This window comes from Actinomyces sp. HMSC075C01 (assembly GCF_001812965.1).
Lineage (GTDB): Bacteria > Actinomycetota > Actinomycetes > Actinomycetales > Actinomycetaceae > Actinomyces > Actinomyces acetigenes.
On the sequence record NZ_KV810925.1, the window covers coordinates 1 to 207 of the forward strand.

1 protein-coding gene is annotated in these 207 nt (G+C 66.2%); it reads left to right on the top strand.

Features of this window, described 5'->3' with window-relative positions; translation table 11 throughout:
- Positions 1-207, top strand: a 207-nt coding sequence (locus HMPREF2883_RS00350; protein ID WP_176747104.1) for a transposase family protein, incomplete at both ends; no start/stop codon positions are given.

The following is a 207-nucleotide window of genomic DNA, read 5'->3' on the forward strand; positions in this document are numbered from 1 at the left end:
GTTCCTGTGCGTGCGCCTGACCCTGACCTACCTGCGCCACAACCCGTGCCAGGAGCTGCTCGCCGAGGCCTACAACGTCTCTCAGGCCACCGTCTCCCGCGTCATCAGTGCCTACACGCCCCTGATCGCTCGGGCCCTCCAAACGTCTGTGCCGACGGTGGAGGACCTGGACCCCACAGCCCAGCTGATCATCGACGGCACCCTACT